The organism is Pseudoalteromonas sp. CST2 (assembly GCF_028599385.1).
Taxonomy (GTDB): domain Bacteria; phylum Pseudomonadota; class Gammaproteobacteria; order Enterobacterales; family Alteromonadaceae; genus Pseudoalteromonas; species Pseudoalteromonas atlantica.
The window spans coordinates 1-12,434 of record NZ_JAQREO010000011.1 but is presented as its reverse complement, the minus strand read 5'-3'; the positions used below and the strand labels follow the sequence as shown (position 1 = coordinate 12,434).

General features: G+C 43.4%; 7 protein-coding genes. All 7 read left to right on the top strand.

Features of this window, described 5'->3' with window-relative positions; all coding sequences use genetic code 11:
- The first annotated feature begins 29 nt into the window (after positions 1-29).
- Complete coding sequence (gene rplL, locus PSH41_RS14000) at positions 30-392, top strand: 50S ribosomal protein L7/L12 (protein ID WP_004588208.1); 363 nt, start codon at positions 30-32, stop codon at positions 390-392.
- A gap of 272 nt (positions 393-664) precedes the next feature.
- A complete protein-coding gene (rpoB, locus tag PSH41_RS13995; RefSeq protein WP_004588209.1) occupies positions 665-4,690 on the top strand; it encodes a DNA-directed RNA polymerase subunit beta in 4,026 nt (1,341 codons plus the stop codon).
- Between the two features lie 104 nt (positions 4,691-4,794).
- Positions 4,795-8,967 (top strand): DNA-directed RNA polymerase subunit beta', encoded by a 4,173-nt coding sequence (gene rpoC, locus PSH41_RS13990; protein WP_004588210.1) that lies wholly within the window; start codon positions 4,795-4,797, stop codon positions 8,965-8,967.
- A gap of 193 nt (positions 8,968-9,160) precedes the next feature.
- Entirely contained in the window at positions 9,161-9,535 is a 375-nt protein-coding gene (gene rpsL, locus PSH41_RS13985) for a 30S ribosomal protein S12 (protein WP_002958885.1), read from the top strand.
- Positions 9,536-9,632: 97 nt separating this feature from the next.
- On the top strand, positions 9,633-10,103 hold the full coding sequence (gene rpsG / locus PSH41_RS13980; RefSeq protein ID WP_004588211.1) for a 30S ribosomal protein S7: 471 nt from the start codon (positions 9,633-9,635) through the stop codon (positions 10,101-10,103).
- A gap of 27 nt (positions 10,104-10,130) precedes the next feature.
- Positions 10,131-12,245, top strand: coding sequence for an elongation factor G (gene fusA / locus PSH41_RS13975; RefSeq protein WP_054983403.1), 2,115 nt, complete (start codon positions 10,131-10,133; stop codon positions 12,243-12,245).
- A gap of 62 nt (positions 12,246-12,307) precedes the next feature.
- A partial coding sequence (locus PSH41_RS13970; protein ID WP_033023824.1) for a GTP-binding protein occupies positions 12,308-12,434 on the top strand: 127 nt, incomplete at its 3' end.

Below are 12,434 nucleotides of genomic sequence, written 5' to 3'. Positions count from 1 at the left end.
AGAGTCCGTTAATTATTAGGAAATTTGTAATGTCTGTAACTAAAGACCAAATCCTTGACGCAATTGCTGAAATGTCAGTAATGGACGTTGTTGCTCTTGTTGAAGCAATGGAAGAAAAATTCGGCGTAACTGCTGCAGCTGCTATGGTAGCAGGTCCTGCTGCTGAAGCTGCTGAAGAGAAAACTGAATTTGACGTAATCCTTACTGGCGCTGGCGCTAACAAGGTTGCGGCAATCAAAGCTGTACGTAGCGCAACAGGCCTAGGCCTTAAAGAAGCGAAAGCTCTTGTTGAAGCTGCTCCTGCACCTATCAAAGAAGGTGTATCTAAAGAAGAAGCTGAAGCACTTCAAAAAGACCTTACTGAAGCTGGTGCTGAAGTTGAGGTTAAGTAATCTAGCTCACGCTAGGTTCGCTGCCTGAGTAATCAGGCAAGGGCTGGTGATTATTTAATCACCGGCCTTTTTGCGCTATAGAGTTATGTATTCCTATAGCTCAAATGAAATCTGATTTTCTCTTTACTTTCAACGCTTTATAGTTTGCTAGTGTTGCTAAGGCGGAGTTAATTAGAACAACAATTAAATGTTGTAAATCTTGGCATAGATGCCAGTTAAGTCTGTTCTTACAAGAACAGGTCGGGTCAAAGATCAGCAAGCTGAGGAACCCCATGGCTTACTCTTATTCTGAAAAGAAACGTATCCGTAAGGATTTTGGTAAACGTCCACAAGTTTTGGATATACCTTTCTTACTGTCGACACAGTTAGAATCGTTTAAAAAATTCTTAGTCCCAGACGCTGATGGCGATCATGGTTTGGAAGCAGCCTTCCGTTCTGTGTTCCCTATTAAAAGCTACTCGGGAAATTCTGAGCTTCAATACGTAAGTTATCGTATTGGTGAGCCAGTATTCGATGTAAAAGAATGTCAAATTCGCGGTGTGACTTATTCTGCTCCACTTCGCGTGAAACTGCGTCTTGTAGTTATGGACAAAGAAGCTCCAGGCACAGTTAAAGACATTAAAGAGCAAGAAGTTTACATGGGCGAAATTCCGCTCATGACTGATACCGGTACTTTTGTAATCAATGGTACAGAGCGTGTTATCGTTTCTCAGCTACACCGTAGCCCTGGTGTATTCTTTGATAACGACCGCGGTAAAACCCATTCATCGGGTAAAGTATTATATAACGCACGCGTTATACCTTACCGTGGTTCATGGTTAGACTTCGAATTTGATGCAAAAGATAACTTATATGTACGTATAGACCGTCGTCGTAAATTACCGGCGTCTATTATTTTACGTGCACTTGAGTACTCTAGCGAAGAAATCTTAGATATGTTCTTCGATACTACCGCGTTTGAAGTAACTGACGGTAAAGTTCTTATGGAACTTGTGCCTTCACGTTTACGTGGTGAAACTGCCGCTTTTGATATCAAAGGCGAAGACGGTGAAGTACTTGTTGAAAGCGGTCGTCGTATTACGGCTCGCCACATCAAGAGCATCGAGAAAAAAGGCATTAATCAATTAGAAGTACCACATGAGTACATCATTGGCCGTATTGTAGCTAAAAACTATGTTGATGAGTCAACAGGTGAAGTTATTGCAAACGCTAATGACGAGCTATCACTAGAGTTGATGGCTGAATTGGTTAAAGCAGGTCACACTAAAATTGAGACGTTATACATCAATGAAGTGGACAGCGGCGCTTACATGTCAAATACATTAAATATTGACTCGTCTAGCAACCGTTTAGAAGCATTAGTAGAAATTTACCGCATGATGCGCCCAGGCGAGCCACCGACGAAAGACGCGGCTGAAGCCTTATTCGAGAACTTATTCTTCTCTGAAGAACGTTATGACTTATCTACTGTAGGTCGTATGAAGTTCAATAGCCGTGTTGGTTACGATACAGACACAGGCCCTGGCACATTAAGCAAAGAAGACATCGTGTCTGTTATGAAAGTATTAATTGCTATTCGTAACGGTCAAGGCGATGTTGATGATATTGACCACTTAGGCAACCGTCGTATACGTAGTGTTGGCGAAATGGCTGAGAACCAATTCCGTGTTGGTCTAGTACGTGTAGAACGTGCTGTACGTGAGCGTTTAAGCTTAGGTGACCTTGACGCGATAATGCCACAAGATCTTATTAACGCTAAGCCTATTTCGGCAGCGGTTAAAGAGTTCTTCGGCTCGTCTCAGTTATCACAGTTTATGGACCAAAATAACCCGCTATCAGAAGTAACGCATAAGCGTCGTATTTCTGCATTAGGTCCGGGCGGTCTAACGCGTGAGCGCGCTGGCTTTGAAGTACGTGACGTTCACGTAACTCACTATGGTCGCGTATGTCCAATCGAGACTCCTGAGGGTCCAAACATCGGTCTAATTAACTCGTTATCTACGTACGCACGTACAAATGATTACGGTTTCTTAGAAACACCTTACCGTAAAGTGGTAGATGGTGTAGTAACTGATGAAGTTGATTATTTATCAGCCATTGAAGAAGGTCAGTTTGTTATCGCACAGGCGAACTCAAACTTAACCGAAACCAATGAGTTTGTTGATGAACTTATTCCGTGTCGTCACAAAGGTGAATCTACCTTTATGGGTCGCATGGACCAGCAATATATGGATGTATCACCACAACAGGTGATCTCTGTAGCGGCAGCACTTATCCCGTTCCTAGAACACGATGATGCTAACCGTGCATTGATGGGTTCAAACATGCAACGTCAAGCAGTACCAACATTGAAAGCGGATAAGCCGTTAGTAGGTACAGGTATTGAGTTAACACTAGCGAAAGATTCTGGTGTAACGATTGTTGCTAAACGTGGTGGTGAAGTAATGTACGCCGATGCTAGCCGCATCGTTGTAAACGTACATGACGATGAGCGTATTCCTGGTGAAGCGGGCATCGACATTTACAACCTTACTAAATACACACGTTCTAACCAAAATACATGTATTAACCAAAAACCAACGTGCATGGTTGGTGAACCGGTTACTCGCGGTGACGTGTTAGCAGATGGTCCTTCGACTGACTTAGGTGACTTAGCCCTTGGTCAAAATCTTCGCGTGGCATTCATGCCATGGAACGGTTATAACTTCGAGGATTCAATCTTACTATCAGAGCGCGTAGTTGAAGAAGATCGTCTAACGACTATCCACATTCAAGAACTACAGTGTGTTGCCCGTGATACTAAATTAGGTCCTGAAGAGATCACTGCAGATATCCCGAATGTGGGTGAGTCTGCGCTAGGCAAGCTTGATGAATCAGGCGTTGTTTATATTGGTGCTGAAGTTAAAGGCGGCGATATCCTAGTAGGTAAAGTGACTCCGAAAGGCGAGACGCAATTAACACCTGAAGAGAAGCTACTGCGTGCTATCTTCGGCGAAAAAGCGTCTGACGTTAAAGACAGCTCTTTACGTGTACCAAACTCTGTAACTGGTACTGTAATTGACGTACAAGTTTTCACCCGTGATGGCGTTGAAAAAGATAAGCGTGCGTTAGAAGTTGAAGACATGCAGCTTCGCGAAGCGAAGAAAGACTTCAACGAAGAGTTCCGTATTCTAGAAGCTGGTGTATTAGACCGTGCTCGCAAGCTACTTGCTGCAGCAGGCTTCGATGAAGACAACTTAGCGTCACTAAATGCTGAAAAGCTACTTACTCAAAGCCTTGCACAAGAAGACAAGCAAGCTGAACTTGAGCAATTAGCTGCCCAGTACGATGAGCTTAAAGCTGAATACGATAAGAAGTTTGAAAACAAACGTCGTAAAATCACTCAAGGTGATGACTTAGCACCTGGCGTACTTAAGATTGTTAAAGTATACCTAGCTGTTAAACGTCGTATCCAACCGGGTGATAAAATGGCGGGTCGTCACGGTAACAAAGGTGTTATCTCGACTATCGTACCAGTAGAAGATATGCCATACGATGACAAAGGTCGTACGGTAGATATCGTACTAAATCCACTAGGTGTACCATCACGAATGAACATCGGTCAGATCCTTGAAACACATATGGGTCTAGCTGCACGTGGTATTGGTGAGCGCTTAGAGGAAATGATGAAAGAACAACGTGAGCTTCATGAGCTACGTGAATTCATCAAGCAAGCTTACGAAATCGGTGAATCTCGTCAAGAAGTAGATATTGCTAGCTTCTCTGATGATGAAATTCGTCGTTTAGCTGATAACTTAAAAGGTGGTTTACCAATCGCTACTCCTGCATTTGATGGCGCTAAAGAAGACGAAATCAAAGACATGCTAGAGCTTGGTGGATACCCAAGAAGTGGTCAGGTTACACTCTATGATGGCCGTACTGGCGATCAGTTTGAACGTCAAGTAACTGTTGGTTACATGTACATGCTTAAACTTAACCACTTGGTTGACGATAAGATGCACGCACGTTCTACTGGTTCTTACAGCCTTGTTACTCAGCAGCCGCTGGGTGGTAAAGCACAGTTCGGTGGCCAGCGTTTTGGTGAGATGGAAGTATGGGCACTTGAAGCTTACGGTGCTGCTTACACTCTACAAGAAATGCTAACAGTGAAATCGGATGACGTGAACGGTCGTACTAAGATGTATAAAAACATCGTTGATGGTAACCATAAAATGGAACCAGGTATGCCAGAATCGTTCAACGTATTGTTGAAAGAAATCCGCTCACTGGGTATCAACATCGAGTTGGAAGAAAATTAAGCCAATTAGATGCTGCAGTTAATCCTGCAGCATCTGTTACGGCTGAATAGAATGTAGGGGCGAGATTATCCGCCCTCAAGATTAACTCCGACAGGAGAGCTAAGGTGAAAGACTTACTTAAGTTTCTGAAGCAACAAAATAAGACCGAAGAATTCGATGCAATTCGCATTGGTCTTGCTTCACCAGACATGGTTCGTTCATGGTCATACGGTGAAGTAAAGAAACCTGAGACTATTAACTACCGTACTTTCAAGCCTGAGCGCGATGGCTTATTCTGTGCCCGTATTTTCGGCCCAGTGAAAGATTATGAGTGTTTATGTGGTAAATATAAACGCCTTAAACACCGTGGTGTGATCTGTGAGAAGTGTGGCGTTGAAGTTACACTTACAAAAGTGCGTCGTGATCGTATGGGTCATATCGATCTTGCGAGCCCAGTAGCACATATATGGTTTTTAAAATCATTACCGTCTCGTATTGGCTTAATGCTTGATATGACACTTCGTGATATTGAACGTGTTCTTTACTTCGAATCATTCGTAGTAACTGAGCCTGGTATGACAACGCTTGAGCGTGGTCAACTATTAGGTGAAGAAGAATACCTAGATGCACTTGAAGAGCACGGTGATGAGTTTGAAGCTAAGATGGGTGCAGAAGCAGTATTAGACTTGCTTCGTGAACTTGATCTTGGCCAATTAATTGCAGAAATGCGTGAAGAGTTACCAACAATTAACTCTGAAACGAAGCGTAAAAAGATCACTAAGCGTCTTAAGTTAATGGAATCGTTCCACCAATCAGGCAATAACCCTGAGTGGATGATCATGACAGTACTTCCAGTATTGCCACCTGACTTACGTCCATTAGTACCGCTAGACGGTGGTCGTTTTGCGACATCTGATCTAAACGACCTTTACCGTCGTGTTATTAACCGTAATAACCGTCTTAAGCGTCTATTAGATTTAGCTGCACCAGATATTATCGTACGCAACGAAAAACGTATGTTACAAGAAGCGGTAGATGCGCTACTTGATAACGGTCGTCGTGGTCGTGCAATTACAGGTTCTAACAAGCGTCCGCTTAAATCTCTTGCTGATATGATCAAGGGTAAGCAAGGTCGTTTCCGTCAGAACTTACTTGGTAAGCGTGTAGATTACTCTGGCCGTTCTGTAATCACGGTTGGTCCTACACTTAAGCTTCACCAATGTGGTCTTCCTAAGAAGATGGCACTTGAGCTATTCAAACCATTCATCTATGGCAAATTAGAGCGTCGCGGCATGGCTACGACAATCAAAGCTGCTAAGAAAATGGTAGAGCGCGAAGTAGCGGAAGTATGGGATGTACTAGACGAAGTAATTCGTGAACATCCAGTATTACTTAACCGTGCACCTACACTTCACCGTTTAGGTATCCAAGCGTTCGAACCTGTACTAATTGAAGGTAAAGCAATCCATTTACACCCATTAGTATGTGCGGCTTACAACGCCGACTTCGATGGTGACCAAATGGCGGTACACGTACCGTTAACGCTTGAAGCTCAGTTAGAAGCTCGTGCACTAATGATGTCTACTAACAACATTCTATCTCCAGCGAATGGTGAGCCAATCATCGTTCCTTCACAGGATGTTGTATTAGGTCTTTACTACATGACGCGCGATCGCATTAATGCGAAAGGCGAAGGCATTGTATTTAAAGATCCTAAAGAAGCAGAAAAAGCATACCGTAGTGGTAACGCAGAACTTCACGCGCGCGTTAAAGTGCGTATTAGTCAGTCAATCACTAACGAAGCAGGTGTTGTTGAAGACACTGTAACGCTTATCGACACTACTGTTGGTCGTGCAATTCTGTCTCTAATTTTACCTAAAGGCATGCCGTTTGAGTCAATCAACCAAGCATTAGGTAAAAAGCAGATTTCTGGCTTATTAAACGAGTGTTACCGTCGTCTAGGTCTTAAAGACACTGTTGTGTTTGCTGACCAAGTTATGTACACCGGTTTCCACTACGCAATGAAGTCAGGTGTTTCAATTGGTATCGATGACTTAGTTATCCCACCAGTTAAAGCATCAATCATTGAATCAGCTGAAGCTGAAGTAACTGAAATCAACCAACAATTCCAATCAGGTCTTGTAACGGCTGGTGAAAAGTACAATAAAGTTATCGATATCTGGTCACGTGTAAATGAAAACTTATCACGTGAAATGATGGCCAACTTGTCTAAAGACACGGTTATCAATGCGAAAGGTGAAGAAGAAGAGCAACCGTCATTTAACTCAGTGTTTATGATGGCCGACTCAGGTGCTCGTGGTAGTGCCGCTCAGATCCGTCAGCTAGCAGGTATGCGTGGTCTAATGGCACGTCCAGATGGTTCAATCATCGAGACGCCAATCACGGCTAACTTCCGTGAAGGTCTAAACGTACTACAGTACTTCATCTCAACGCACGGTGCGCGTAAAGGTCTTGCCGATACAGCACTTAAAACAGCTAACTCAGGTTACCTAACGCGTCGTCTAGTAGACGTTGCACAAGATTTGGTAATCAATGAAGACGACTGTGGCACAGAAGATGGCTTAACAATGAAACCGCTTATTGAAGGTGGTGACGTTGTAGAAGCACTTCGCGAACGTGTACTAGGTCGTGTTGTAGCTGAGCCTGTGGTTATCCCTAATACAGACACTGTATTAGTAGAACGTAATATCATGCTTGATGAAAAACTGTGTGACCTTTTAGAAGAGCACTCAGTAGATGAAGTTCGCGTACGTTCTGTTATCACGTGTGATAACGACTTTGGTGTATGTGCTAAGTGTTATGGTCGTGACCTTGCACGTGGTCATATCATCAACGCGGGTGAATCAGTAGGTGTTATCGCGGCACAATCAATCGGTGAGCCGGGTACACAGCTTACGATGCGTACATTCCACATCGGTGGTGCGGCATCAAGAGCATCAGCTGAAAACAATGTACAAGTTAAAACTGACGGTACGTTAAAACTACATAACGCTAAGTATGTACTTAATACCGACGGTAAGATTGTAATTACTTCACGTTCAACTGAAATCACTATCATTGATAGCTTCGGTCGTGAAAAAGAGCGTTATAAAGTACCTTACGGTGCGGTACTAACAGTACAAGACAATGCAGAAGTTCAAGGTAACGACATCGTTGCTACTTGGGACCCGCATAGTCACCCAATCGTTCTTGAGCATAAGTCAAAAATCTCGTTCAGCGATATTGATGACTCAAATACTGAAGCACAAACTGATGAACTAACCGGCTTAACCCGTGTAGTTGTTAAAGACCTTGCTAAAGTAAATGCGAAAGAGCCTAAGCTTATCATCGAAAGTGAAGAGCGCGGCTTGCAAGAAACACGTCTTCCTTCATTCACTACGATTGAAGTGACAGATGGCGTTACAGCAAACCCAGGTGACGTACTTGCACGTATTCCGCAAGAAGGTTCGAAAACTCGTGATATCACGGGTGGTCTACCACGCGTAGCCGACTTATTTGAAGCACGTAAGCCAAAAGATCCAGCTATCTTAGCTGAAATCACAGGTACTATTAGCTTCGGTAAAGAGACTAAAGGTAAGAAACGTTTAGTTATTACACCAGCTGAAGGCGATCATTACGAAGAGATGATTCCTAAGTGGCGTCAACTTAACGTGTTTGAAGGTGAGCAAGTGTCTAAAGGTGAAGTTATCGCCGATGGCCCTGAATCACCACATGACATCTTACGCCTACGTGGTGTGACTCATGTTGCTAACTACATTGTTAACGAAGTGCAAGAGGTTTACCGTTTGCAGGGCGTTAAGATCAATGATAAGCACATTGAAACAATTATTCGTCAGATGCTACGTAAATGTACCATCCTTGACGGCGGTGATACTGAGTTCTTAGCGGGTGAGCAAATTGAAGTAGCTCGCGTTAATATCGCTAATCGTGACCTTGAAAAACAAGGTAAAATCCCAGCGAAGTTTGAAATACAACTTATGGGTATCACGAAAGCATCACTAGCAACCGAATCTTTCATCTCGGCAGCGTCTTTCCAAGAAACAACACGTGTTCTTACAGATGCCGCAGTGAATGGTAAGAGCGATGAGCTTCGTGGTCTGAAAGAAAACGTAATTGTGGGTCGTCTGATCCCAGCCGGTACTGGCTTTGCGTATCACCAAGACCGTATGGCTCGCCGCAAGCAGGGTGAAGTTGTTGAAGAGCAAACAGTAAGTGCAGAAGAGGCAACTCAAGCACTAACAGATGCTCTGAACGCAGATTTATCTGGAAATCAATAAACTCTTATTAATCAACAGATTAATAAATCGTAAGACAGTTATCTACTGTCTTACGATGAGTTTAGGTTGACAGGTTAAACTTTGCTCATTAAAATTCCGCCACCCATTTACTTGCATGTATGTTACAAGCTTGTAAAAAGGGCGGATTTTTTTATTTTTTTCAGTAGTAATTTTAATTTCAGGAGCTATTTAAATGGCAACTATTAACCAGCTAGTGCGTAAGCCACGTCGTAGCAAGGTTACTAAAAGTAACTCAGCTGCGCTTAAAGCGTGTCCGCAAAAGCGTGGTGTATGTACTCGCGTATATACAACTACACCTAAGAAACCAAACTCAGCGTTACGTAAAGTAGCTCGTGTACGTTTAACTAACGGTTTCGAAGTAACATCATACATCGGTGGTGAAGGTCATAACCTTCAAGAGCACAGTGTAATCCTAATCCGTGGTGGTCGTGTTAAAGATTTACCAGGTGTGCGTTTTCACACTGTACGTGGTGCACTTGACTGTGCAGGCGTTAGCGACCGTCGTCAAGCTCGTTCTAAATACGGTGCAAAACGCCCTAAAGGCTAATTGTTTTCCGTTAGTAAGGCCAAGCACTAAATATTATTAATTATTGTTTTGGGTGATTGTTCCAAAAGGACAAACCTGAATAAACCGGAGATACAAAATGCCTAGAAGACGCGTAATAGGTCAACGTAAAATTCTTCCAGATCCTAAGTTCGGATCGGAACTTCTTGCTAAATTCGTTAACATCGTAATGTTAGACGGCAAGAAATCTACTGCTGAAAAAATTGTTTATGGTGCGCTAGACGTGGCTGCTGAGAAATCAGGCAAGTCGCACCTAGAAATCTTTGAATCTGCACTTGATAACATCCGTCCACAGGTAGAGGTTAAATCTCGCCGTGTTGGTGGTTCAACTTATCAAGTTCCAGTTGAAGTACGTCCAGTACGTCGCAACGCATTAGGTATGCGTTGGTTAGTAGACGCTGCACGTAAGCGTGGCGAAAAATCTATGGGCTTACGTTTAGCTCAAGAAATCGTTGACGCTGCTGACAACAAAGGCACTGCGGTTAAGAAACGTGAAGACGTTCACCGTATGGCTGAAGCGAATAAAGCATTCGCACATTACCGTTGGTAATCTGTCCTTAACCTTTAAGAGGATCATATGGCACGTACAACTCCACTTGAGCGCTACCGTAATATCGGCATAGTAGCTCACGTAGATGCAGGCAAAACCACCACAACAGAACGTGTTCTGTTCTACACAGGTCTTTCTCATAAGATCGGTGAAGTACATGATGGCGCCGCAACTATGGATTGGATGGAGCAGGAACAAGAGCGTGGTATCACAATCACTTCTGCTGCAACAACGTGTTTCTGGAAAGGGATGGACGCGCAATTTGACGACCATCGTATCAATATCATTGATACTCCAGGACACGTAGATTTCACTATTGAAGTAGAGCGTTCTTTACGCGTACTTGATGGTGCGGTAGTTGTTCTTTGTGCTTCATCAGGTGTACAGCCGCAAACTGAGACAGTTTGGCGCCAAGCGAACAAATACGAAGTTCCAAGAATGATCTTCGTAAATAAAATGGATCGCACCGGCGCTGACTTCTTAACGGTTGTTGACCAGGTGAAATCTCGTCTTGGAGCAACGCCTGTTCCAATCCAGTTGCCAATTGGCGCTGAAGACGACTTTAAAGGTGTTATTGACCTGATAAAAATGAAAGCCATTAACTGGAACGAAGCGGACCAGGGTATGACTTTCTCTTATGAGGCAATACCGGCAGAACTTCAAGAGCTCGCTCAAGAATGGCACTCTCATTTAGTTGAAAGTGCAGCTGAAGCCTCTGAAGAACTAATGGATAAGTACTTAGAAGGTGAAGAGTTAAGTGAAGCAGAGATTAAATCTGCCTTACGTCAACGCACATTAGCGAACGAAATTGTTCCCATTACGTGTGGTAGTGCATTTAAAAACAAAGGCGTTCAAGCTGTGCTTGATGGCGTTGTTGAATACATGCCTGCACCAACACAAGTGAAACAAATCCAAGGTATCCTAGAAAATGGAACTGAGGAAGAACGTCCAGCTGATGATAAAGCGCCGTTTGCTGCACTTGCATTTAAAATTGCAACAGACCCGTTTGTTGGCACTTTAACCTTTTTCCGTGTTTACTCTGGTACTGTTAAACAGGGTGACGCGGTTTATAACCCAGTTAAAAGTAAGCGTGAGCGATTTGGTCGTATCGTACAGATGCATTCAAACTCACGTGAAGAGATCAAAGAAGTTCACGCAGGCGATATTGCGGCAGCTATTGGTCTTAAAGACGTAACAACAGGTGAGACACTGTGTGATCCGAACTCTATCATTACGCTAGAGCGTATGGAGTTCCCAGAGCCAGTTATCTCTGTTGCGGTTGAGCCTCGCACAATCGCTGACCAAGATAAGATGGGTATTGCACTAGGTAAACTAGCCGCAGAAGATCCGTCTTTTCGTGTACAAACTGACGAAGAATCAGGCCAGACTATAATCTCTGGTATGGGTGAACTTCACCTTGATATCATTGTCGACCGTATGAAACGTGAATTCAGTGTTGAATGTAACGTTGGTAAGCCGCAGGTTGCATACCGAGAAGCTATTCGTTCAACTGTTGAAGTTGAAGGGAAGTTTGTACGTCAATCAGGTGGTCGTGGTCAATATGGTCACGTCTGGGTTAAACTTGAACCGATGGATATTTCGGATGATGAAGCACCAATTTATGAGTTCGTTAACGAAACTGTAGGTGGTTCGGTTCCAAAAGAATTTATCCCTGCGGTAGACAAAGGTATCCAAGAGCAAATGTCTCAAGGTGTACTGGCAGGCTACCCATTACTTGGCGTTAAAGCGACTTTATATGATGGTTCATTCCATGATGTAGACTCGAATGAAATGGCATTTAAAATTGCAGGTTCAATGGCAATGAAAGCTGGGGCGCTTAAAGCTGACCCTGTACTTTTAGAGCCAATGATGAAGGTTGAAGTAATCACTCCTGACTCAAACATGGGTGATGTAGTTGGCGACTTAAACCGTCGTCGCGGCATAATCGAAGGCATGGAAGATGCAATAGGTGGACTTAAGCAAGTTAATGCTCAGGTTCCTCTTTCTGAAATGTTTGGTTATGCAACTGCTTTACGATCTGCAACACAGGGCCGTGCTTCTTACTCTATGGAGTTTTTGAAGTACGCTGAAGCCTCTAAAAATGTTGCAGATACAATAATTTCAGCTCGCGCTGTTATATGATTTTAGCTTGTCTGGCTCAATAGTGAGTCAGGCTTTAATTTCTTAATTAGGAATTTTTTAAGATGGCAAAAGAAAAGTTTGAACGCGTAAAACCGCACGTAAACGTTGGTACAATCGGCCACGTTGACCACGGTAAAACTACACTAACTGCAGCAATCACTAACGTACTTGCAAAAGTATACGGCGGTG

What these genes read in the sequence shown, in the direction of transcription:
- rplL (WP_004588208.1), top strand. Translation starts at nt 30, where the DNA reads ATGTCTGTAACTAAAGACCAAATCCTTGACGCAATTGCTGAAATGTCA.
- rpsG (WP_004588211.1), top strand. Translation starts at nt 9,633, where the DNA reads ATGCCTAGAAGACGCGTAATAGGTCAACGTAAAATTCTTCCAGATCCT.
- rpsL (WP_002958885.1), top strand. Translation starts at nt 9,161, where the DNA reads ATGGCAACTATTAACCAGCTAGTGCGTAAGCCACGTCGTAGCAAGGTT.
- fusA (WP_054983403.1), top strand. Translation starts at nt 10,131, where the DNA reads ATGGCACGTACAACTCCACTTGAGCGCTACCGTAATATCGGCATAGTA.
- rpoB (WP_004588209.1), top strand. Translation starts at nt 665, where the DNA reads ATGGCTTACTCTTATTCTGAAAAGAAACGTATCCGTAAGGATTTTGGT.